Source organism: Streptomyces sp. NPDC034049 (genome assembly GCF_055575575.1).
The window spans coordinates 22780-45808 of record NZ_JBVISJ010000016.1 but is presented as its reverse complement, the minus strand read 5'-3'; the positions used below and the strand labels follow the sequence as shown (position 1 = coordinate 45808).

General features: G+C 72.5%; 16 protein-coding genes. 12 read left to right on the top strand and 4 right to left on the bottom strand.

Annotated elements, in window-relative coordinates:
* Window positions 1-173: 173 nt before the first annotated feature.
* Complete coding sequence (locus tag ACZ52C_RS34360) at window positions 174-512, top strand: hypothetical protein (protein ID WP_469078457.1); 339 nt, start codon at window positions 174-176, stop codon at window positions 510-512.
* A 77-nt stretch (window positions 513-589) separates the two neighbouring features.
* Here ACZ52C_RS34360 and ACZ52C_RS34355 read toward each other — a convergent pair whose 3' ends face one another.
* Window positions 590-1225 carry a TetR/AcrR family transcriptional regulator gene (locus tag ACZ52C_RS34355; protein ID WP_469078456.1) on the bottom strand — a complete coding sequence of 212 codons (636 nt, stop codon included), beginning with the start codon at window positions 1223-1225 and terminating at the stop codon, window positions 590-592.
* A 128-nt stretch (window positions 1226-1353) separates the two neighbouring features.
* Here ACZ52C_RS34355 and ACZ52C_RS34350 point away from each other — a divergent pair, with 128 nt between their 5' ends.
* The 3 genes from ACZ52C_RS34350 (at window position 1354) to ACZ52C_RS34340 (ending at window position 3843) form a co-directional block, all read left to right on the top strand.
* Window positions 1354-1743, top strand: coding sequence for a VOC family protein (locus tag ACZ52C_RS34350; RefSeq protein ID WP_469078455.1), 390 nt, complete (start codon window positions 1354-1356; stop codon window positions 1741-1743).
* A 45-nt stretch (window positions 1744-1788) separates the two neighbouring features.
* Window positions 1789-2397, top strand: a complete 609-nt coding sequence (locus ACZ52C_RS34345; protein WP_469078454.1) for a dihydrofolate reductase family protein — start codon at window positions 1789-1791, stop codon at window positions 2395-2397.
* A gap of 231 nt (window positions 2398-2628) precedes the next feature.
* The gene (locus ACZ52C_RS34340; protein WP_469078453.1) at window positions 2629-3843 is read left to right on the top strand and encodes an alpha/beta hydrolase; all 1215 of its coding nucleotides are present in this window, start codon (window positions 2629-2631) and stop codon (window positions 3841-3843) included.
* Window positions 3844-3860: 17 nt separating this feature from the next.
* On the opposite strand, the gene ACZ52C_RS34335 is transcribed toward ACZ52C_RS34340, so the two are convergent.
* Both ACZ52C_RS34335 and ACZ52C_RS34330 read right to left on the bottom strand, forming a co-directional pair.
* On the bottom strand, window positions 3861-4805 hold the full coding sequence (locus ACZ52C_RS34335) for a PfkB family carbohydrate kinase (RefSeq protein ID WP_469078576.1): 945 nt from the start codon (window positions 4803-4805) through the stop codon (window positions 3861-3863).
* Between the two features lie 128 nt (window positions 4806-4933).
* Complete coding sequence (locus tag ACZ52C_RS34330; protein WP_469078452.1) at window positions 4934-8755, bottom strand: nSTAND1 domain-containing NTPase; 3822 nt, start codon at window positions 8753-8755, stop codon at window positions 4934-4936.
* 467 nt (window positions 8756-9222) lie between these two features.
* On the opposite strand from ACZ52C_RS34330, the gene ACZ52C_RS34325 reads away from it, so the two are divergent.
* From ACZ52C_RS34325 to ACZ52C_RS34295, 7 genes are all read left to right on the top strand, one after another.
* Complete coding sequence (locus ACZ52C_RS34325; protein WP_469078451.1) at window positions 9223-11613, top strand: ATP-binding SpoIIE family protein phosphatase; 2391 nt, start codon at window positions 9223-9225, stop codon at window positions 11611-11613.
* Between the two features lie 149 nt (window positions 11614-11762).
* The gene (locus tag ACZ52C_RS34320) at window positions 11763-12848 is read left to right on the top strand and encodes an S-(hydroxymethyl)mycothiol dehydrogenase (RefSeq protein ID WP_469078450.1); all 1086 of its coding nucleotides are present in this window, start codon (window positions 11763-11765) and stop codon (window positions 12846-12848) included.
* A 300-nt stretch (window positions 12849-13148) separates the two neighbouring features.
* Window positions 13149-15470, top strand: a complete 2322-nt coding sequence (locus ACZ52C_RS34315; protein WP_469078449.1) for an FdhF/YdeP family oxidoreductase — start codon at window positions 13149-13151, stop codon at window positions 15468-15470.
* 172 nt (window positions 15471-15642) lie between these two features.
* Window positions 15643-17400 carry a BCCT family transporter gene (locus ACZ52C_RS34310; RefSeq protein WP_469078448.1) on the top strand — a complete coding sequence of 586 codons (1758 nt, stop codon included), beginning with the start codon at window positions 15643-15645 and terminating at the stop codon, window positions 17398-17400.
* A 217-nt stretch (window positions 17401-17617) separates the two neighbouring features.
* Window positions 17618-17980 (top strand): bifunctional 3-phenylpropionate/cinnamic acid dioxygenase ferredoxin subunit, encoded by a 363-nt coding sequence (locus ACZ52C_RS34305; RefSeq protein ID WP_086802469.1) that lies wholly within the window; start codon window positions 17618-17620, stop codon window positions 17978-17980.
* Window positions 17977-19140, top strand: coding sequence for an NAD(P)/FAD-dependent oxidoreductase (locus ACZ52C_RS34300; protein WP_469078447.1), 1164 nt, complete (start codon window positions 17977-17979; stop codon window positions 19138-19140). The genes ACZ52C_RS34305 and ACZ52C_RS34300 overlap by 4 nt, the downstream gene beginning before the upstream one ends.
* A 130-nt stretch (window positions 19141-19270) precedes the next feature.
* Window positions 19271-20401, top strand: coding sequence for an aromatic ring-hydroxylating oxygenase subunit alpha (locus ACZ52C_RS34295; protein ID WP_469078446.1), 1131 nt, complete (start codon window positions 19271-19273; stop codon window positions 20399-20401).
* 1 nt (window position 20402) lies between these two features.
* Here the strand turns inward: ACZ52C_RS34295 and ACZ52C_RS34290 are convergent, their stop codons facing one another.
* Window positions 20403-21149 carry an IclR family transcriptional regulator gene (locus tag ACZ52C_RS34290; RefSeq protein ID WP_469078575.1) on the bottom strand — a complete coding sequence of 249 codons (747 nt, stop codon included), beginning with the start codon at window positions 21147-21149 and terminating at the stop codon, window positions 20403-20405.
* Window positions 21150-21355: 206 nt separating this feature from the next.
* On the opposite strand from ACZ52C_RS34290, the gene betA reads away from it, so the two are divergent.
* The gene (betA, locus tag ACZ52C_RS34285; protein ID WP_469078445.1) at window positions 21356-23026 is read left to right on the top strand and encodes a choline dehydrogenase; all 1671 of its coding nucleotides are present in this window, start codon (window positions 21356-21358) and stop codon (window positions 23024-23026) included.
* Window positions 23027-23029 lie beyond the last annotated feature (3 nt).

The window sequence follows — 23029 nt, the reverse complement described above, 5'->3', positions numbered from 1 at the left end:
GCAGACATCAGGTCACGTACCGCCCTCTGATGGCAACTGAGTGATCCGACGCTCTGCCGCAGATGGCGTCAGCGGGGCTGGTTCAGTGCCCGGGTCGGTGCCCGGTTAGCCGCCCGCGCCGCATCGAGTTCCTCGGTCCGCTCCTTTAGCTGGCCCCTTATGTCGGCCAGGTCTTGTTCGAGCAACGTGATGCGACGCTGCAACTGGCCGTCGTACGGGCCGGTGCCGACCCCGCGCGGTGGGCCGCCCTGCCGACGGGTGCGGTGAGCGTCGAGGTCGCCGCCCTGTGCGCGTCGGCGCTCGCGCTGGCCGCCGCGGCGGTGCGGTTCAGCGAGGTGCGGGTACCGGGACCCGTCGTGGCCGGCGCCGTACGGGCGCTGCCGATCACGGCCGGCGTACTCCTTCCGCCCCGCTTCGCCCTCTTCGTCTCCCCGGCCGACCCGCGCTGGGACGACGCCCATGTGCTGTGGGCCGCCGTGCTCGGCACGGCACTCGCCGCCTGGCTGCTGTGAGCCCCGGAGCCACGCCGTCGACGCCGCGGTCCGCGCCGGCGTCCGCGTCGGCGACGCCTCGGCCCGGGAGGCGGCGCTCAGGCCACGGCGTAGTGCCCGAGGGCCGGTTCCAGCAGGGCGAAGGCGTCGGCGGCCTCGCGCGCGACGACCGCGGCGATCTCGTCGTTCGCGCGGCCGGCGAGGGTCAGCTCCTGGATACGGCGGAACAGGACACGGTGCACCGCTGCGAGCAGGGCCGCGGCGGTGTGCGCGGTGATGTCGTCGGGGGCGGCACCGGTGGCCTCGGCGAGGGCGGCGGCGAGTGCCTCCTCGCGCCGGTCGTGCAGGGTGCGCAGGCAGACCGAGAGGGTCGGGCTCTCGTGGATCATCCGGGAGAAGTCCGGGCCGGCGAAGCCGATGACCGGGTCCTGGGCGGCGACACCGGCCTCGAAGGCACGGCGGAGCGCCGCGAGGGCGGACTCCCCGGCGGGACGGTCCGCCACGGTCTCGGCCAGGCCCGCCACGAAGGCGTCCTGATGGTCGAGGGCCATGTCCTCCTTGCGCGGGAAGTAGTTGGTCACGGTCTTCTTGGCGACGCGGGCGGCGGTGGCGATCTCCGCGATGGTCGTGGCCTCGAAGCCCTGCGCCATGAAGAGCCGAGTGGCGTGGTCGGAGATCGACTGCCGGGTCTCACGCTTCTTGGACTCGCGCAGTCCTGTGCTCTCGCTGCTCATGGAGCAATCTTACCCTCGTAGTAAAAATATGTTGACCGTACTGAGTGGACTGATGTAATTTTACGTCGAGGATAAGTTTTTTCCTCCGCCCTCTGCTCCCTGCTCCGTCCACTTCCGAAGGGTCCCGCGTGCAGATCACCGCTTCCGCCGTCTCCCTCACCGTCGACGACGTGGCCGCGTCCCGCTCCTTCTTCACCACCCACCTCGGATACGACGAGCGCATGGCGGCGGACGGCTTCTCCTCGCTGAGCCGTCCCGACGCCGCGGCGGACATAGTCCTGCTGCGCCGCGGCACGGAGATCCTGCCGGCCGACCAGCGCGATCAGCGCGCCGGCGGACTCATCCTCGCGTTCACCCTCGACTCGGGCATCGCCCACGAAGAGGACAGGCTCCGCGCCGCGGGCGTCGACATCACCATGCCGCTGCGCGAAGAACCGTGGGGCGAACGCCTCTTCCAGATCACCGACCCCAACGGCGTGGTCGTCCAGTTCGTGGAGTGGGCCGCTCCCACGACATGACCCGCGGCGCATCGCGGCAGGACGACCACCCCACGAAAGGCATTCATGCGCGAGCTCGTGTACTTCATCGCCTCCAGCCTCGACGGCCGCATCGCCGGGCCGGACGGCGCGGACCCCACCGGCCCCGACGGCTTCTGGCCGATCGCGCCGGACTACGTCCGGCACCTGGCCACCGCCTACCCCGAGACACTGCCCGCCGGGGCCCGCGAGGCACTGGGCGTCACAGCCGAGGGCACCCACTTCGACACCGTCCTGGAAGGCCGCAAGAGCTACGAGATCGGGCTGGCGGCCGGTGTCCCGGACGCCTATCCGCACCTGCGTCACCTCGTCTTCTCGCGGACGCTCACCGAGACGCCCGCCCCGGCCGTGGAACTCGTCGCCGGCGACCCCGTGGCGAAGGTCCGTGAACTCAAGAAGGAGGACGGCAAGGACATCTGGCTGCTCGGTGGAGCGGCACTGGCGGGCGCCCTCTACCCGGAGATCGACCGGCTGATCGTCAAGCTCAGCCCTCTCACCGTCGGCGACGGCATACCCCTGTTCGCCGGCGCAGCCTTCGACCCCCGCCTCTGGCAGCTCACCGACCACACCGCGCTGGAGAGCGGCGTCCTGTTCCTCACCTACCGCCGCGTACCCGCCTCCGAGGTGCGGGGCTGACGGCAGGGCCGTACGGTCGGCACGCCCCACCGGGACGGGGGCGACCTTCTTGCGGCCGGGGCCCCGAACTGCCGGAGCAGCCGTTCGCGCGCGGTCGGATCCCGGTGGGCCCGGACCTTCACCCGCCGGCGGCGGCGCGGGTGCGGACAGGGGCGGGACGGGAGACCCTGGCCTCGGCCGACGGCCCGCCGCACCTGCCCGCCGACGCCGAGGCCCCGGAGGAGAGCGACGATGACCGGACCGGCCCACGAGTCCCCGCACGGGGTACGTCGGATCACCCTGGACGCGGCGGGGCTGCCACTCTCCGCGCTGCTCAGCGAGCCGCCGGCCGGCGCCCCGCGCGCCGTCGTGGTCGCGGTGCACGGCGGCGGCATGAACGCGGGCTACTTCGACTGCCGGGCCCACCCCCAGCAGTCGCTGCTGACGCTGGGCGCGCGCCTCGGCCACACCGTCCTGGCCGTGGACCGGCCGGGCTACGGCCACTCCGCCGCCCGGCTGCCCGAGGGCCAGGGGCTGGCGGAACAGGCCGTGTCGCTGCGTGCGGCGCTGCGCGACTTCACCTCCCGCCACGACACGGGCGCGGGCCTGTTCCTGCTCGCCCACTCCTACGGCGGCAAGGTGGCCCTGACCGCGGCGGCCGACCTGCCGTCAGCCGCGGGGCTGCCGTGTGCCGCCGGTCCGCTGCGTGCCGCCGAGCTGCCGCGTGCCGTCGACCGATCGCGTGCCGCCGAGCTGCCGCGTGGCGTCGACCGATCGCGTGCCGCCGACCCGCTGCAAGCCGTCGAGCTGCCGCATGCCGCCGACCTGCCGCAAGCGGCCGGCCTGCCCCAAGCCCCGTCCGGCGGGCCGCCCCATGGCGTCGGCCTGCCCCCATCCGTCGAACCCGGCCCGTCGCACCTGCTCGGGATCGACATCTCGGGCTGTGGCCATCTGTACGCCGTCGAGCCGCACGAACTGCCCACCGCCGACAACGACGGCGGCCGACTGCGCCGGAGTTGGGGCCCGCTGCGTCTCTATCCCTCGGGCACCTTCCGGGAGAGCGGCTCGATCGTCGAGCCCGTACCCGCACTGGAACGGGCCGAACTGGCCCGCTGGCCGCTGCTCTTCCGCTCCACCGCGCCCCGCGTCCGCGTGCCCGTACGGCTGACGTTCGCCGAGCACGAGGCCTGGTGGCGCCATGACGACGAGGCCCTGGCCGATCTGGCCGCGCACTTCACGGCCGCGCCGCAGGTGAGCGTCGAGCGTCAACCAGGGGCCGGACACAACATCAGCCTCGGACGAGCCGCCCGCGCCTACCATCTGCGCGCGCTCGCGTTCCTCGAAGACTGCCTGGCCGCTCGGGAGACGCCCCCCACCCCCCGCACCGCCGGCCCCCTGCCGTCCACCGTTGCCTCCAGACATCCGAGGGCCGAGGAGGCGATGCTCCGCCGTCGCCCGGTGTGTTGAGCGGGCCGGCCCGGGGCTCACGGGGTGCCGCCGTGCCCGGCCCGCCCCTCCCGCAGCCACGCCCGTGTGCCGAACGACGCGCACGCCCGCGAGGCCACCACCGCGGCCGCCCGCAGGGCCTCGACGAAGCCGTACGACGTCAGGGTGTCCCGCCCGGCGAGGCGATGGGCCAGCGCCCCGTGCAGGACGTCACCGGCACCCAGCGTGTCCGCGACCCGTACGGCGGGGACGGCCACCGTGCCCCGGCCGTCCGGGCCCGCCCACACCAGGGGCCGCCCGCCCCGGCTGACCGCCGACCGGACGACCCCGTGCTCCCGCAGGAACCGCAGGGTGTCGGTCGGTCCGCTCCCCGGTGCGTCCGTCCCGGGCGGACGGAAGTCCTCCGAGCAGACGGCCACGTCGATCGACGGCAACAGCCGCTCCGTACCGGCCTTCCAGCTGCCACCGTCGAACACGGTCCGGCGACCGGCGGCCCGTGCCGCCCCGGCGGCGGCCACGGCCAGCTCCATGTGGTGGCCGTCGAACTCCACGATGTCCGAGGCCGCCACCAGCGCGTCGAGATCGTCCGGCGGGTCGAGCCGGTGTCCCGTCGCGTTGGTCGAGGCGACCGCCCGGTCCCCGCTCGACGCGGTCACCAGCACGGACGACACGGCCGGCGGTTCGACCGAGTCGGCCGCCAGGTCCACCACCCTCACGCCCAGCCGGTCCAGATCCGCCGCGACGGCGGCCCCCAGCGGATGGCGGCCGATCGCGGTGAGCAGGGTGGCCGCACCGCCCAGATGGGCGAACGTCACCGCCGCGTTCGCCGCCGGGCCGCCCGCGGCCACGAGCTGCTCGCGAGCCGTCAGCTTCTCGTTCGGCCCCGGCACCCGGTCGACGAGCTGCACGACGTCCAAGGTGCACAACCCGACGAACAGCCCCCGCCGCCGCGCACCGGCCACCCCGCCTCCCGACTCCACCAGGCGTCCCCTCTCGACCGACCCGCCGCACCGGCCAACCGCATCGACCAACCGCATCGACCAACCGCATCGACCAACCGCATCGACCAACCGCATCGACCAACCGCACCGACCAGGCCACCGGTCCGACCTCATCCTCCGCAGGGCGGACGGTACGCCCACTGGGGAAAGTACTGCCGCCATTCGGCCCGGGTGATCGCCGGGGAGACCGTGTCGCAGATGCGGGCGGCGACGTGTTCGAGGTCGGGGTCCCACAGGAGGGCGGTCCAGTCCTCGCTGCCGGTGGCCAGCGTGCGGCCGTCGGGGCTGAACGCGAGGGTGTCGACGGGTTTGGCGTGGGCGCTCAGCAGCACCGGTTCGTGGACGTCGCCGCCGGCCGTCAGACCGTACAGCCGCACCTTCTTGTCGGCGCTCGCGGCGGCCAGTGTCCGGCCGTCGGGCGCGAACGCGACCGACATGACGCCGTCGGTGTACCCGGTGAGACGGTCACGGGCGACCGGGGAGCGCGGGTCGGTCAGGCCCCAGAGGCGTACGGTGCGGTCCTCGCTGCCCGTGGCCAGGGTGCGGCCGTCGGGGGCGAAGGCCACCGACTTCACCGCGCCGGTGTGCCCGGTGAGGGCCGACAGCCGGGCCGGCCGGCGAGGACGGGCGACGTCCCAGAGGACGGCCTCCCTGTTCCGGTCGGCCACGGCGAGGGTGCGGCCGTCGGGGGCGAAGGCCACCGAGTCCACGGCGCCACCGGCGGGGAGTGCGGACAGCGGGCGGGGGCGGCCGATGTCCGCCGTGTTCCACAGGCGTACGGTGCCCTGCTCGCCGCCGGTGGCCAGGGTGCGGCCGTCCGGACTGAAGGCCAGCGTGTTGACGTGCCCGATCCGGCCGGGAACCGTGCGCGCCGGGCGGGGGCGCTGTGCCGGGCCGAGGGCCCACAGCCGCAGCGTCCCGTCGGCGCTGCCGCTGGCCAGGGTGCGGCCGTCGGGGCTGAACGCGACCGTGTTGACGGGCCCGGTGTGTCCGGTGAGCGGGGGCAGCTCGTGCGGGCGGCGCCGGTCCGCGAGGTTCCACAGGCGCACGGTCCGGTCGTAGCTCCCGGTGGCGAGCAGCCGGCCGTCGGGGCTGAAAGCGACGGAGTAGAGCGAGCTGGTGTGGCCGGTCAGTGCGGGCCCGGGCAGGTCCCACAGCCGGGTGCTCTGGTCCTCGCTGCCGCTGGCCAGGGTGCGGCCGTCGGGGCGGAAGGCCAGCGACCGGACGCCACCGGTGTGCCCGGTGAGCACCTCCGCCTCGCGCGGGGCCCCGGAACCTGTCAGCTCCCAGCGGCGTACGGTTCCGTCGGTCCCACCGCTGACCAGTCGGCGGCCGTCGGGGCCGAACGCGACGGCGTCGACCGCGTCGGTGTGCGCGGTGAGCCGCCGGGGCCCGCCGAGCCGGTGCGACCGGCCCACGTCCCACAGCCGCACGGTGAAGTCGGCTCCGCCGGTGGCCAGTCGGCGTCCGTCGGGGCTGAACGCCACCGTGTTCACCTGCCCGCTGTGCGCGTCCCGGCCGGTCGCCGCCGACAACCGCCGCAGCCGCTCGCCCGACACGGCCAGCTCCCACAGCCGCACCGTCCCGTCCCCCTGCCCCGTGGCGACCGTCCGCCCGTCCCGGTGGAAGGCCACCGCCGTGACGTCGGAGCCTGTCTTCAGCGGGGCGAGCCCGTGCGGCCGGCGGCCGTCCGCCAGGCGCCACACCCGCATCCCGTCACGCGCGGCGGTCACGAGGCTGTGCCCGTCGGGCCCGAAGGCCACCCCGACCACCGGCCCGGCACCGGCCCGCAGTCGCGCCGTGAGCCGGGGCCGCCGCAGGTCACCGATGTTCCACAGCGCCACCGTCCCGTCCTCGCCCCCGGCCGCCAGCAGCAGCCCGTCGGACCGCACGGCGAGCGTGCGCACCGGCCCGCCGAGTCGGCCCAGGGTCACCGGCGCGCCCGGGTGGTGCGCGTCCGGCACCCGGCGCAGTCGCACGGTCCGCTCGCTGTCGCCGGTCACCAGGACCCGCCCGTCGGCGCTGAACGCCACCGCCGTGACCGCGCCCGGCGGGCCGGTCAGCCGAGTGGCGTACGGCGTGGCGAAGGCGCTGAGCACGCCGCCGCGCGCCTCGGGGGTGGGCGCCAGCCGGTACGCCGCCAGGCTGAGCTGGGCGGCCAGGGCGGGGTCGACCGTACGCAGCGCCGCGGCCCGGTCGGCGGCCCGCTGCGAACCGACGACGTCACGCTGCTGGTCGGCCGCCCGCTGCGCCCGTACGGCGAGGGCGGCGGTCGTGGTGGTCAGCACGAGCAGCACACCGAGCACCCCCACGCCCAGGCGCCGCAACCGCGTCCTGCGCCGCTCCGCCGCCCGCTCCGCCGCCTGTGCGGTCAGACCGGCGTCGAGGAACTCCCGCTCCGAGGCGGACATCGCCGTACGGTCCAGCCCGGCGGCCAGGGCGAGACGGGTGCCGCGGTACAACGCGCCCGGCTCCCGACCGAGCGCCTCCCAGGTCTGGGCCGCCTCAGTGAGCCGGCGCGCGCTCCGGGTGGCCTCACGGTCCTCGGTCAGCCAGCCGTGCAGCCTCGGCCAGCAGCGGATCAGCGCCTCATGGGCCAGCTCCACCCGGTCGCGGTCCAGCGTCAGCAGCCGCGCCCCCGCCGCGAGGTCCAGCACGGCACGCATCTCGTCGGGGCCGGGGCCGTCGTCGTGGTCCTCCCCGCCCCCTTCCCCGCCCGGCGCGGCCAACCCCCGCAACTCCTGGAGGCGGGCGGGGCGTCGGGTGTCCTCCGTGCCGTCCCCGAGGGCGGTCAGCCGGACGAACACCTGCCGGGCCAGCCGTCGCCGTCCGGTGTCCAGCCCCTGGTAGAACTCCTCGGCCGTGCGCGCGAGCGCCCCTTCCAGACCGCCCGCCGTCTCGAACGCCTCCAGCGTCAGGGCGTTGCCCCGCCGGCGCCGCCAGGTCTGTAGCAGGGCGTGCGACAGCAGCGGCAGCACACCCGCCTGGCCGTGCGCCTGGGCGACGAGTGTCGCCAGCAGCGCGCCCTCGACGGTCAGCCCGGCCCGCCGGGCGGGTCGCAGCACCGCGCGGCGCAGTTCGTCCAGACTCATCGGCCCGACCGGTACCTGCGCGTCGCGCATCGCCTCCACCAGGGGCGCGTGATGGGTGCAGTGCGCGTAGAAGTCGGCGCGGGTGCCCAGGGCGACACGACATCGCCCGCCGCTGTCGGAGGCGGCGGACACCAGGGCCTCGACGAAGCGGTTCCGCTCGGCGGTGTCCTGGCAGAGCGTGAACGACTCCTCGAACTGGTCGACGACCAGCACCAGTTCGCGGCGGCCGCCGTCGCCGCCGTCTCGGCCGGGGGTGGGCCGACTGGTGATCTGCCGCACCACGCGCCCCAGGTTCGCCGGATCCTGCCGCAACTCCCCGTACAGGGCGCCGGGCGGCAGACCCGCCAGCGCCCCCAGCCGTACCGCGCACTCCTCCAACGGCCGTGCCCCCGGTGTCAGTACGACCACCGTCGTACCCGCGGCCTCCCTCAGCCGTGGCACCAGCCCGGCCCGCAGGAGCGAGGACTTGCCCGAACCCGACGCCCCGATCACCACCACGAACCGCTGCCGCTCCAGCCGTCCGGCCAGCTCCTCCAGCAGCCGCTCCCGCCCGAAGAACCACGCGGAGTCCCGCTCCCGGAAGGACCGCAGCCCCGCGTACGGGGGAGCCGGGCCGGCCTCGGCCTCGGGCCCCGGTTCGCCCTCGCCCAGCAGCTCGGCGGCCTCCCGCCAGCGCTCCCGCCACTCCTCGGTGTCCCCGGCGCAGGCGCGTACATAGGCCAGGGTCACCGCCAGCGTGGGCAGCCGCTGTCCGGACGCGGCGGAGGAGAGGGTCGAGATCGAGTAGTGCGCCCGGTCCGCCAGCTCCCGGTACGGCGGATTTCCCGCCTTGCGCCTCAACTGCCGTAATCCTGCGGCGAATTCGACTAACGGACCGTCCCCGTCGTCCAGCGGTCGCTCCCTGCGCGGCATCGCCGCACCTCCCCGATGGTCCCGGCAGCTCCCCGTGGCTCCCCGTTCCCCCGTGCCGCGGGTCGCACTGCCGCTCCGCATTTTTCAGCAGTCGCCCGTTCCGCACCAGTGACCGAACACGAACAAGCGCGGGGCCGCTCCCTCGGGAGCGCCCGGCTCGACCGCCCGCCGGGGGGCGGTCGAGCGCGCGGGCACGGCCGACGCGGTGTTCGGACGACGTGCGAAAGCGGGCGCCCACGAGGCCTGTGACGTGGCAGGGTAGGGGCTCGGGTGCTCCGGGGGGTCACGCGCCATGCCTGGCGTGCCCGGCGCACAATGAAGCTTGGAAGCAGTGCCCCGCAGTCGATCTGTGAGCCCATGGACCACGGCTTTCGGTCGTACGGAGAGAAGGAACGATGGGCGAGCACGGTGTCGCCACGGCCGCGGTCGACGCCAGGGGACTGGTGATCGCGTGGAGTGCCGACGCGCGACGGGTGCTCGGCTACGAGCACGGCGAGGTGCTCGGCCGCCGCGCGGCCGACCTGCTGGCACGTCCCCTGTCCGCCTCGGCGCGTGGCCGCCTCACCGAACCGGCCGACTGGCGCGGCCCCGTGCACGCACGGCACCGGGACGGCCACGACGTGGAGCTGGAGCTTCAGGCGCACCCCCTGCTGGACGCCGCGGGCTCGACGCAGTGGTTCCTGACGGCGACCGTGCCGGAGCCCGCCGCCCGGCTGCGCCGATGGGCCCTGGACCAGCTCCCCGTCCCGATCGCCCTCTTCGACCAGGACGGACTCGCGGTGTCCGCGAACTCCGCCATGGAGACGGTGATGGGCCGGTCGCAGCAGGACCTCCTCGGCCGCCGCGTGGGCGTGTCCGTCGACGGACAGCGCAGGCTGCCGGGGTTCGAGGGGCTCGACGACGCGGTGCGGCGGGTGCTGAGCACGGGTGAGGCGATGCCGTTCGAGGCGTGGCTGCGCGCGCCGGGCGAGGCGCACGAACACGCGTGGCTGGTCTCCCTCAGCCCGCTGAAGGACGCCTCCGGCGACGTACGGGGCATGTGCCTGGCGGCGATCGACAGCACCGAGCAGTTCCTGGCCCGCCGCCGCCTGAGCATGCTCAACGAGTCCGGCAACCGGATCGGCTCCACCCTCGACGTGACCCGTACCGCCGAGGAACTCGCCGAGGTGTGCACGGACCATCTGGCCGATTTCGTCGTCGTGGACCTGCTGGACTCGGTGCTCGCCGGTGAGGAGGCCGCCCCCTCGCCCGACGCGGACGCCCTGGTCTTCCGCCGCGCCGCCCACCGGTCCGTGCTGGAGGGCTGCCCCGAGGCCGTCGTCCCGGTCGGCAGCAGACACACCTACGACGAGGGGTCGCCGTCGGGCCGTGCGCTGGCCACCGGCCGTGCCCTGCTGTACGAGGTCGACGACGTCACCGGGCTGCCGTGGGCGGGGGGCTCGTCGGAGCGGGCCCGCAGCATCGAGGTCCACGGCATCCACTCGATCATGGCCGTGCCCCTGCGCGCCCGCGGCCTCACCCTCGGGCTGTCGGTCCTCGCCCGCCACCGCACGGCCGAGCCGTTCGGCGAGGACGACCTGCTGCTGGCCGAGGAGCTCGCCGCCCGGGCCGCCGTCTGCGTCGACAACGCCCGCCGCTACACCCGTGAACGCGCCATCGCCCTCGAACTGCAACGCAGCCTCCTGCCCCACCGCGCACCCCGGCAGGCCGCCGTCGAGGTCGCCTCCCGCTACCAGCCGGCCAGCACCCGCGCCGGCATCGGGGGCGACTGGTTCGACGTCATCCCGCTGTCCGGAGCCCGGGTGGGGCTGGTCGTGGGCGATGTCGTCGGCCACGGCGTCCAGGCGTCCGCCACCATGGGCCGGCTGCGGACGGCCGTACGCACCCTGGCCGACGTCGACCTGGCCCCGGACGAGCTGCTGACCCAGCTCGACGACATCGTGCTGCGCCTGGACTCCGAGCGGACGGCGGACGAGGCCGAGGACGCGGAGAGTCCGGGCGAGATCGGAGCCACCTGTCTGTACGCCGTGTACGACCCGGTCGCGCGCCGCTGCTCCATGGCCCGCGCCGGCCATCCGCCACCGGCCCTGATCGGCCCGGACGGCGAGGCGGCCTTCCTCGACCTGCCGATCGGGCCCCCGCTGGGCGTGGGCGGCCTGCCGTTCGAGACGGCGGAGTTCGACGTCCCCGAGGGCAGTGTGTTCGCCCTCTACACCGACGGTCTCGTGCAGGCGGCCGGACGCGACCTGGACGACGGTCTCGACCGGCTGCGCCGGGCGCTGTGCGGCACGGGCCGTGCGCTGGAGGAGACCTGCGACGGGGTCCTGGGGGACCTGCTGACGGACCGCCCCGTCGACGACGTGGCCCTGCTGCTGGCCCGCACCCGGGCCCTGGACGCCGACCGGGTCGCCGTCTGGGATGTGCCCGCCGACCCCGCGTTCGTGGGGCAGGCCCGGAAACTGGCCTGCGACCAGCTCGCCGCCTGGCAGCTGGAGGAGCTCACCTTCGTCACCGAACTCGTCGTCAGCGAGCTGGTCACCAACGCCATCCGGTACGGCGGGTCCCCGATCCAGCTGCGGCTGATCCGTGAGGCCACCCTCATCTGCGAGGTCTCCGACTCCAGCGCCACCGCCCCGCACATGCGCCGGGCCCGTGCCTTCGACGAGGGCGGCCGGGGCCTCCTGCTCGTGGCGCAGCTCACCCAGCGCTGGGGCAGCCGGCACACCCGTACGGGCAAGACGATCTGGGCCGAACAGACCCTGCCTGCCGAGGACCGCCCGGCGTAGCGCCGCAGCGGCGCCGGCGGCTGTGGGACTCCTTGACCCCCGGTCGGCACTCCACGATGCTGTGTTGCGGTACGCGCTATGTGTGCCGCGATGAGAAACGTCAGACTCGGGTCGTCAGACTCAGGTCTCGTACCAGCCGAGGAGTGGCCATGGCTCACCAGGTCCGTGCCGTCGTCGCGCGGGGCAAGGGTGCCCCCGTCAGCCTGGAAACGATCGTCGTGCCGGACCCCGGACCGGGTGAGGCGCTGGTGAAGGTCGAGGCGTGCGGGGTCTGCCACACCGACCTGCACTACCGGGAGGGCGGGATCAACGACGACTTCCCGTTCCTGCTCGGCCATGAGGCGGCGGGCGTGGTCGAGGCGGTGGGGGAGGGCGTCACGGATGTCGCCCCCGGTGATTTCGTCATCCTCAACTGGCGTGCGGTGTGCGGCAGTTGCCGGGCCTGTCGACGGGGCCGCCCCTGGTACTGCTTCGCCACCCACAACGCGAAGCAGAAGATGACGCTCCTCGACGGCACCGAGCTGTCCCCGGCGCTGGGCATCGGCGCCTTCGCGGAGAAGACCCTCGTCGCCGCCGGCCAGTGCACCAAGGTCGACCGGGCCGCGTCGCCCGCCGTGGCCGGACTGCTGGGCTGTGGGGTGATGGCGGGCATCGGCGCCGCGATCAACACCGGGAACGTGGGGCGCGGTGACAGTGTCGCCGTCATCGGCTGCGGCGGCGTCGGGGCCGCGGCGGTCGTCGGGTCCGAGCTGGCGGGCGCCGCGAAGATCATCGCCGTCGACATCGACGACCTCAAGCTGGAGACCGCCAGGAAGCTGGGCGCGACCCACACCGTGAACTCCCGCGAGACCGACGCGGTCGAGGCGATCCGTGAGCTGACCGGCGGTTTCGGCGCGGACGTCGTGATCGAGGCGGTCGGCCGCCCCGAGACGTACAAGCAGGCCTTCTATGCCCGCGACCTGGCCGGCACGGTCGTCCTCGTCGGCGTCCCCACCCCGGAGATGAAGCTCGAACTGCCCCTCCTGGACGTCTTCGGCCGCGGCGGCGCCCTGAAGTCCTCCTGGTACGGCGACTGCCTGCCCGACCGCGACTTCCCCATGCTCATCGACCTCTACCTGCAGAAGCGTCTGGACCTGGACACCTTCGTCACGGAGACCATCGCACTCGACGAGGTCGAGAAGGCCTTCGAGCGGATGCACGGCGGCGACGTCCTGCGCTCGGTGGTGGTCCTCTGACGACCGGGCGGACCGCGGCCGTATCGGCCTAGCCGCGGAGGGCACGGAAGAGCCGTGGCCGGGGACGCCCCCCGGCCACGGCTCGTCGTCGTGTCCCGGGACCGTGCGCCCCGGGCCGATCGGGTGGTGCGCCGGTCTTGACAGGGGATCACGGGTCACGCTTTCTTGTTCTCGTTGCGTATCGCGGCACTGTTGTGCAGTTCGCAACCTCCGACGTCCGGTGGCGGTCCGCCGCCCGACCGCGAGGTCCGGCGACACGGAACGGCTCTGATTCCCCTACATCCCGGAGTGGCGCTTCAGATGACTCGCAACGCACCTGTCGAGGACCCCGGCGACGCCCGCCTGCGGGTCGGCCCCCCGAAGGAGTACGCCGCCGGCCTCCCCGCGGTCACCTCCTCCCTCCGCCACGCCGGCGAGCAGATGGGCGCCCGCCGGGGCCTGCTCACCCTGCTGCGGGTCAACCAGAAGGAGGGCTTCGACTGCCCCGGCTGCGCCTGGCCCGAGCCGGAGCACCGCCACCGGGCCGAGTTCTGCGAGAACGGGGCCAAGGCCGTGGCCGAGGAGGCCACCGTGCGCCGGGTCACCCCGGACTTCTTCGCCGAGCACACCCTGGAGGATCTGCTCCCCGCCAGCGACTACTGGCTCGGCCAGCAGGGCCGCCTCACCCATCCCCTGTACCGCGCGGCCGGCGACGACCGCTACCGGCCGATCTCCTGGGACGACGCGTTCGCCGTGATCGCCCGTGAACTCGCCGCGCTCGACCACCCCGACCAGGCCGCGTTCTACACCTCCGGCCGGGCGAGCAACGAGGCCGCGTTCCTCTACCAGCTCTTCGTCCGGATGCTCGGCACCAACAACCTGCCGGACTGCTCCAACATGTGCCACGAGTCCAGCGGTTCGGCCCTCACCGAGACCATAGGCATCGGCAAGGGCAGCGTCACCCTGGAGGACCTCCACGACGCCGACCTCATCCTGGTGGTCGGTCAGAACCCGGGCACCAACCACCCCCGTATGCTCTCCTCGCTGGAGACCGCCAAGCGCCGGGGCGCCCGGATCATCGCGGTCAACCCGCTCCCCGAGGCGGGGCTGCTGCGGTTCAAGAACCCCCAGCGGCCGTCCGGTGTCCTGGGCGGCGGCACCCGTCTGGCCGACCGGTTCCTCCAGATCAGACTGGGTGGGGACCAGGCGCTGTTCCAGGCCTTCAACCGCATGCTGCTGGAGGCCGAGGACGAGGCCCCCGGCAGCACGCTGGACACCTCCTTCATCGAGCGGTACACCCACGGCTTCCAGGAGTTCGCCGAGCACGCCCGCAAGGTCTCCTGGGACGAGATCCTGACGGCGACCGGCCTGCCCGAGGAGGAGATCCGGGGCGCGTTCGACGAGGTGCGGGGCGCCGAGAAGATCGTCGTCTGCTGGGCGATGGGCCTCACCCAGCACAAGCACTCGGTCCCCACCATCCGGGACGTCGTCAACTTCCTCCTGCTGCGCGGCAACATCGGCCGTCCGGGCGCCGGCCTCTGCCCGGTGCGCGGCCACTCCAACGTGCAGGGCGACCGCACCATGGGCATCTACGAGAAACCGGACGACGCGTTCCTGGACGCGCTCGGCGCCGAGTTCGCGTTCACACCCCCGAGGCACCACGGCCACGACGCCGTCGAGAGCATCCGCGCCATGCGCGACGGCGGCGTACGGGTCTTCGTCGCGCTCGGCGGCAACTTCGTCGCCGCCGCCCCCGACACCGAATCGACCGAGCGGGCCCTGCGCACCTGCCGCCTCACCGTGCAGATCTCCACCAAGCTCAACCGCTCGCACGTCGTCGCCGGTCAGCAGGCGCTCATCCTCCCGTGCCTCGGCCGGACCGAGGCCGACCTGCGGCCCGGCGGGCCCCAGCAGGTCACGGTCGAGGACTCCATGGGCATGGTGCACCTCTCCCGAGGGCGCCTCGCCCCCGCCTCCGAGCACCTGCTCAGCGAGGTCGCGATCATCTGCCGGATGGCACGGGCGGCGCTCGGGGAAGCGGGCTCCCACGTGCCCTGGGAGGAGTTCGAGAAGGACTACGACACCATTCGCGACCGCATCGCCCGCGTGATCCCCGGCTTCCAGGACTTCAACCACCGGGTGCGCCGGCCGGGCGGCTTCGCGCTGCCCCACCCGCCGCGTGACGAACGCCGGTTCACCACCGCCACGGGGCTGGCCAACTTCACCGCCAACCCGCTGGAGCGGCCCCATGTGCCACCGGGCCGGCTGCTGCTCCAGACGCTGCGCTCCCACGACCAGTACAACACCACCGTCTACGGCCTGGACGACCGCTACCGCGGCATCCACCAGGGCCGCCGGGTCCTCTTCGTGAACCCCGACGACCTCGCCGACCGGGGCCTCGGCGACGGGGACCTCGTCGACATCGTCAGCGAGTACGAGGACGGCGTGGAGCGCAGGGCGCCGGCCTTCCGCGTGGTGCCCTACCCGACCCCGCGCGACTGCTGCGCCGCCTACTTCCCCGAGGCCAATGTCCTGGTCCCCCTGGATTCCACGGCGGCGATCAGCAACACCCCCACGTCGAAGTCGATCGTGGTGCGCCTGGAGCCGGTCCCCGCGCAGGGCGTTCTTCGACGCGACTCTTGACAGTCTGTCCGAGGCGGCCGAGTGTGTTGCTCATAGTGAATCCGGATGCATCATCCGCAACCGGATGCGAGTGGCAGTCACCTCCTTCGCCCCCACGTTTCCCTTCTTGCCCGGTCGCGCCACCGTCGGCCACGACAGCGCGTCCCCTGCCGTCTGTGGAAAGGACGAGCCGATGAGCAGAACCCGCGAACGGAACGGGAGCCCAGGCCGCCCCGCCGGGGAGGATCCGCCGGGAGGCGGTGCGGCCACCGCCCACCCCCGGACCGACCTCGTCGTCTTCGGTGTCGCCGCCGCGCTCACCCTGGCCTTCGTCGTGTGGGGAGCCACGGCGACCGACACGCTGGAGAGCGTGTCCGGGAAGCTGCTGGACGGGACGATCCGCAACGGCGGCTGGGCCTTCGTCCTCGCCGCCTCGGGCTTCGTGGTCTTCGCCCTCTGGCTGGCGATGAGCCGCTACGGGCGGATCACCCTCGGGAAGGAGGGGGAGGAGCCCGAGTTCCGCACGGTGTCGTGGATCGCCATGATGTTCAGCGCGGGCATGGGCATCGGCCTGATGTTCTACGGAGTGAGCGAGCCGCTCTCCCACTTCGTCACGCCGCCGCCGGGCACCGACCCGGCCGACGCCAACCAGGCCATGGAGACCGCCATGGCCACCACCCTCTTCCACTGGACGCTCCACCCGTGGGCGATGTACGCGGTCGTGGGTCTCGCCATCGCCTACAGCACCTTCCGGCGCGGCCGCCGACAGCTGATCAGCGCGGTGTTCACGCCGTTGCTCGGTGAGAAGAGGGTGAACGGCTGGCCCGGCCGGGCCATCGACATCCTCGCCATCTTCGCCACCCTCTTCGGCTCGGCGGCCTCCCTCGGTCTCGGCGCCCTCCAGATCGGCAGCGGCTTCACGGGGCTGGGCTGGCTGGGGTCGGTCGGCACCGGACTGCTGGTCGTCGTGATCGTGGTGCTGACCGTGGCGTTCGTCGCCTCGGCGGTCTCCGGGATCGAGAAGGGCATCCAGTGGCTGTCCAACACCAACATGGTGCTGGCGGTGGGGCTCGCCCTCTTCGTCTTCCTGGTCGGCCCGACCATCTTCATCCTCGATCTGCTGCCCACCTCCGTCGGCGCCTTCTTCGGCGACCTGGCCCAGATGGCGGGCCGTACCGAGGCGTCCAGCGGCAAGGGTGTCGCCGACTGGCTGGCCGGCTGGACGGTCTTCTACTGGGCGTGGTGGATCTCCTGGACCCCCTTCGTCGGTATGTTCATCGCCCGCATCAGCCGCGGCCGCACCATCCGCCAGTTCGTCGGCGGCGTCATCCTGGTCCCCAGCAGTGTCAGCCTGCTCTGGTTCGCCGTGTTCGGCGGCTCGGCGATGCACCTCCAGGAGGCCGGCCGGCTGAGCGACGCCGCGACCGCCCAGGGCCAACTCTTCGACGTGCTCCAGCAGTACCCGATCGCCACGGTGACGAGCATCGTCGTGATGATCCTCGTCGGCATCTTCTTCGTCTCCGGCGCCGACGCCGCCTCCATCGTGATGGGGACGCTCTCGCAGCGGGGTTCCCTCGAACCCTCCCGGGGCGTCGTGGTGTTCTGGGGTGTGCTGACCGGAGCGGTCGCCGCCGTCATGCTGCTCATCGGCGGCGGCAAGGGTGACGCGCTCACCGGGCTGCAGAACCTGACCATTCTGGCGGCGGCCCCCTTCACCCTGGTGATGATCGGGCTGTGCGTCGCGCTCAACCGGGATCTGCGCCACGATCCGCTCATCATCCGCGGGCGGATGGGCAAGGAGGCCATCGAGACGGCCGTCATCGCCGGCCACGAGAGGTACGACGGGGACTTCGAACTCCGTATCGGCCCCGCCACGTCCACGGACAGCACGGAGACCGCGCCGCCCGAGCGGACCGAGGAGTCCACGCCCTCCACCACCTCCGCCGTCTGAGACCGGCGCACCCGCCCGCCCGGCGGGGTCGTGGCACCGCCCTGTGCGGCCATGGCCCCGCCGGGCTTTCCGTTGTTCTATGTGAGGCGAGTTTTGAATACCGCAACTCTGAACGGGACTCAGAGGGGTCTCCGAATGCCTTGACAAGGGTTCTGGGCGACTCCAGACTGATGTTGCGCTTACCGCAAACCGTTTCGTTATACGCACCCGAGGTGTCATGATGATTCCCGCGTGCCGTCTCGCGGATCTCCCGCGAGGTGAGGCCTTCCGGCTCGACATCGACCCCCCTGTCTCGGTGTTCCACACCGACGACGGCGAGGTCTACGCCATCGACGACACCTGCACCCACCAGGACGCCTCGCTCGCCGACGGCTGGCTGGAGGGCTGCGAGGTGGAATGCCCGCTGCACGCCTCCAAGTTCGACCTGCGCACGGGCGCGGTCGACTCCCCGCCGGCCAAGCTGCCGGTCCGGACGCACGAGGTCGTGGTCGAGGACGGCATGATCCACGTCCGGCTCTCCACGGAGGCCCCGAACCTGCCGCCCTGCATCTCCGCCCGGCTCGCCGGAGGTCCCGCGTGAGAACCGTCGCCGTGGTCGGCGCCTCCCTCGCCGGCCTCTCGGCGGCCCGCTCCCTGCGCAAGCAGGGCTTCGACGGGCGCCTGGTCGTCATCGGCGACGAGCTGCACCGCCCCTACGACCGGCCCCCGCTCTCCAAGGAGTTCCTGGCCGGCACCCTCGGCGAGGCCGAACTCGCCCTGGAGACGGAGGGCGAGGACCTGGCGGCCGACTGGCTGCTCGGCACCCGCGCCACCGCGCTCGACCACGCCGCGCGCACCGTCCGCCTCGCCGACGGACACGAGGTGCGGGCCGACGGCTTCGTCATCGCCACCGGCGCCGTGGCGCGAGCCCTGCCCGGCTCCGAGGGCCTCGCCGGAGTGCACACCCTGCGCACCCTGGACGACGCCCGCGCCCTGCGGGACGAACTGGCCCGCGGCGGACGCCTGGTGGTGATCGGCGGCGGTTTCATCGGCGCCGAGGTCGCCTCCACCGCGCGCGCCCTCGGACTCGAGGTCACCGTCGTGGAGGCGGCGCCCACCCCGCTCGCCGGACCGCTCGGCGACACCATGGGCGCCGTCGTCTCCGGCCTCCACGCCGACCACGGCGTACGGCTGTTGTGCGGCGTCGGTGTCAAGGGACTGAGCGGTGAGCACCGTGTCGACGCCGTCCTGCTGGAGGACGGCCGCAGCGTCCCCGCCGACATCGTCGTCGTCGGCGTGGGGGCCCGCCCGTGCGTCGAGTGGCTCGCGGATTCCGGCATCGCGCTGGACAACGGCGTGAAGTGCGGCGCCGACGGTCGTACCAGCCTCGCCTCCGTGGTCGCCGTCGGCGACTGCGCCAACTGGTACGACCCCCGCGCGGGCCACCACCGCCGCGTGGAGCACTGGACCGGCGCGCGCGAGCGCCCGGAGGCGGCCGTCGCCACCCTGCTGGCGGGGGGCGCGGTCGAGCCGGGCGTGCCCAGGCCGCCGTACTTCTGGTCCGACCAGTACGGCGTCCGCATCCAGTTCGCCGGCCACGCGGCCGAGGCCGACAGCGTCACCGTCGAGGCGGGCGCGGCCGACGACCGCGACGTCCTCGCCGTCTACCGGCGCGCCGGCCGGCCCGTCGCCGTGCTCGGCATGAACCAGCCGAGGCTGTTCATGCGGGTACGCAAGGAACTGGCCGCCACCACGTCTTGACACCGCCCCGGCGTCACCTCATGCTGCGGTTGCCCACAGCGCGCAGCGTTGCTCCATGCACAACGCCGACCGGAGTCGTTCCTCCCGGCGTCCGCAAGACCCCTCCGCGACGTTCCCCGAGGAGTGCCCCGTGACCTCGACCAGCCTGCCCGACAGCCTGATCGCCACGCTTCCCGGCTCCGCCTACACCGATCCGGCGGTCTTCGCCCAGGAGCAGGAGCACATATTCGAGACCATGTGGTTCTGCGTCGCCCGCGCCTCCGAGCTGGCCAAGCCCGGTGCCTTCCGCACCGTCGACGTGGGCCGCGAGAGCATCCTCGTCACCCGGGCCCGGGACAACTCGATCCGCGCGTACTTCAACGTCTGCCGGCACCGCGGGGCCAAGCTGTGCACCGAGGAGTCCGGCGAGGTCAAGCGGGCCTTCCAGTGCCCCTACCACGCCTGGACGTACGGCCTGGACGGCAAGCTCGTCGCGGCGCCCAACCTCACCAAGATGCCCGACATCGGCCGTACCGAGTACGGCCTGGTGAGCGTCGCCGTACGGGAATGGCTCGGTTATGTCTGGGTCTGTCTCGCGGAGAACCCGCCCTCCTTCGAGGAGGACGTCATCGGCGAGGTCGTCGCCCGCCTCGGCGACGTCGAGTCGATCGAGCGCTACGACATCGACAACCTCTCCGTGGGTCGCCGGATCACGTACGACGTGAAGGCGAACTGGAAGCTGATCATCGAGAACTTCATGGAGTGCTACCACTGCGCCACGATCCATCCCGAACTGACGGAGGTGCTGCCGGAGTTCGCGGACGGGTACGCCGCCCAGTACTACGTGGGCCATGGCGCGGAGTTCGGTGAGGAGGTCCAGGGGTTCACCGTCGACGGTTCCGAGGGCCTGGACCGCATCCCGGGCGTGGCCGAGGACCAGGACCGCCGCTACTACGCGATCACCGTCAAGCCACAGGTGTTCATCAACCTCGTCCCCGACCACGTGATCTTCCACCGCATGTACCCGGTGTCCGTGGACCGCACGATCGTGGAGTGCGACTGGCTGTATCTGCCGCACGTCGTCGAGAGCGGCAAGGACGTCAGCCGGTCCGTGGAACTCTTCGACCGGGTCAACCTCCAGGACTTCGAGGCCTGCGAGCGGACCCAGCCCGGCATGAGCTCCCGGCTGTACGCCAAGGGCGGCGTGCTGGTGCCCAGCGAGCACCACATCGGCGCGTTCCACGACTGGGTGAACGAGCGCCTCGGGATCTCGCAGGGGTGAATCAGCCCAGGTAGCCCATCCGGTGGCTGATCTCGGCGGCGCCCTTGACCAGTACCGGGGACAGCTCGTGCAGGCGCTCCTCGGTGAACCGGTAGGAGGGGCCGGAGGCGCTGAGGGCGGCGATGACCTCGCCGTCCCGGTTGCGGACGGGTGCGGCCATGGCGTGCAGGCCGATCTCCAACTCCTCCAGCGTGAAGGCGTAGCCCCGCTCCCGTGCGGCGAGGAGGTTCTTCTCCAGCTTCGTCTTCGCGGTGATGGTGTGCGGGGTGACCTTCTTCAGGCCCGCGTCGGCGAGCAGCGCGGCACGCTCCTTCGCCGGCAGGTGGGCCAGCAGGATCTTGCCGCTCGACGTGGCGTGCAGGGGGGTCAGTTGGCCCACCCAGTTGTGTGCGGTGATGGCCCCGGGTCCGCGCACCTGGTACAGGTTGATCGCGTAATGCTCCTGCATCACGGCGATGTTGACGGTCTCGCCGATCTCCTCGGCCAGCCGCTCGCAGACGGGGCGGCCCTGCTGGGTGATGTCGATACGCCCGGTGACCGCGCCGGCCAGGCGCACGATGCCGAAGCCGAGCCGGTACTTGCCGCGCTCACCGGCCTGCTCCACCAGACCGCGCGCCTCCAGGGCGCCGAGGAGACGGAAGGCCGTGGACTTGTGCACCTCGATCTCCGCCGCCACCTCACTGACGCCGGCTTCGCCGCGCTGAGCGAGGATCTCCAGGACGCTGATGGCGCGGTCGACCGACTGCACACCGCCCGCGCCCGCGTGTGAATTCGACGTTTCTGTCTCAAGGCTGAAGTTGCTCACAGTGAAACTATACGCGCAGTAAACAACACACCTGCAAGTAACCGCACCGAAACCAAGTTCCCGAAGTTGCGTTGTTCGCAACCTGGTGCGCATAGCGCTACCGGTCTAGCATGCCTCGCATATCTACGGCGCGAGCGAGACGAGGCACCATGGCTCCTGTGCAGTACGACTTCGTCATCGTCGGTGGTGGTTCCGCGGGCAGTGCACTGGCAAACAGGCTGTCCGCCGACCCGGCGAACCGAGTGCTGGTCCTCGAAGCGGGCCGGACGGACTTCCCGTGGGACGTCTTCATCCACATGCCCGCGGCGTTGACCTACCCGATCGGCAGCCGCTTCTACGACTGGAAGTACGAGTCCGAGCCCGAGCCCCACATGGGCGGCCGCCGCGTCTACCACGCGCGCGGCAAGGTGCTGGGCGGCTCCAGCAGCATCAACGGCATGATCTTCCAGCGCGGCAACCCCATGGACTACGAGCGCTGGGCGGCCGACCCGGGCATGGAGACCTGGGACTACGCGCACTGTCTGCCGTACTTCCGCCGGATGGAGAACTGTCTCGCGGCCGACCCGGACGACGAGTTCCGCGGCCACGACGGCCCCCTCGTCCTGGAGCGCGGCCCGGCGTCGAACCCGCTCTTCGGCGCCTTCCTCAAGGCCACCGAGGAGGCGGGCTACGCCCCCACCGACGACGTCAACGGCTACAGACAGGAAGGTTTCGCCAAGTTCGACCGGAATGTCCACCGCGGTCGTCGGCTGTCGGCCTCGAAGGCGTATCTGAAGCCCGTCCGCAGACGTGCCAACCTCACGGTCACCACCCGCGCCCTCGTCACCCGTGTCCTGTTCGAGGGCAAGAAGGCCGTCGGCGTCGAGTACCGACGCGGCAAGGGTGCCCCGCAGCAGGTCCGCGCCAAGGAGGTCATCCTCTGCGGCGGCGCGATCAACTCCCCGCAGCTGCTCCAGCTCTCCGGCGTGGGCAATGCCGAGGAGCTCCGGGCCCTGGGCATCGACGTCGTACACGATCTCCCGGGCGTCGGCGAGAACATGCAGGACCACCTGGAGGTCTACATCCAGTACGCCTGCAAGCAGCCCGTCTCCATGCAGCCGTACCTGGCGAAGTGGCGTGCGCCCTTCATCGGGCTCCAGTGGCTCTTCCGCAAGGGCCCGGCCGCCACCAACCACTTCGAGGCCGGCGGCTTCGCCCGCAGCAACGACGAGGTCGACTACCCCAACCTGATGTTCCACTTCCTGCCGATCGCGGTCCGCTACGACGGCTCCGTCCCGGCCGGCGGCCACGGCTACCAGGTGCACGTCGGGCCCATGTACTCCGACGCCATAGGCTCGGTGAAGATCAAGAGCAAGGACCCGCGGCAGCACCCCGCCCTGCGCTTCAACTACCTCTCCACCGAGCAGGACCGCCGCGAGTGGGTCGAGGCGATCCGGGTGGCCCGCAAGCTCCTCAACCAGCCCGCCCTCGCCCCCTACAACGGCGGGGAGATCTCGCCCGGACCGTCCGTCGAGTCGGACGAGGAGATCCTCGCCTGGGTCGCCAAGGACGGCGAGACCGCCCTGCACCCGTCCTGCACCTGCAAGATGGGCACCGACGCGATGTCCGTCGTCGATCCCACCAGCATGCGCGTGCACGGCGTGGACGGCCTGCGGGTGGTGGACGCCTCCGTCATGCCCTACGTCACCAACGGCAACATCTACGCACCGGTGATGATGATCGCCGAGAAGGCCGCCGACCTGATCCTCGGCAAGGAGCCGCTGCCCGCGTCGAAGGCCGCGTACTACCGCCACCGTGACGTCCAGAAGCAGGCGGAGTAGACC